The 201-nt window shown below is 59.2% G+C and carries 1 other RNA gene; it reads left to right on the top strand.

Annotation, left to right across the window (positions count from 1 at the left end):
* The first annotated feature begins 70 nt into the window (after window positions 1-70).
* Window positions 71-201: non-coding RNA, RtT sRNA (locus tag HMPREF3096_RS16505), on the top strand.

The raw sequence follows: 201 nt of genomic DNA, 5'->3' as shown, positions 1-201 counted from the left end.
CTTTTTGCTATGCGCCGAACTCAACGATTCGACAAAATTGTCGGGAACAATTTTGAACGACGCGGCAGCGTTGGCCCGCAGGGCGAGTCTCAGGATGAGACGAGTTTCTCTGCAGCAGGTTCGGGTCGAACGCAGTGAGACAACGGAGCCGCTTGCGGCGACGGCCCGAAGGGCGAGGCGAAGCCGAGTCATCCTGCACGA

The organism is Klebsiella sp. HMSC25G12, assembly GCF_001807705.1.
GTDB lineage: Bacteria > Pseudomonadota > Gammaproteobacteria > Enterobacterales > Enterobacteriaceae > Klebsiella > Klebsiella variicola.
This window is presented reverse-complemented; position numbering and strand designations above follow the sequence as displayed.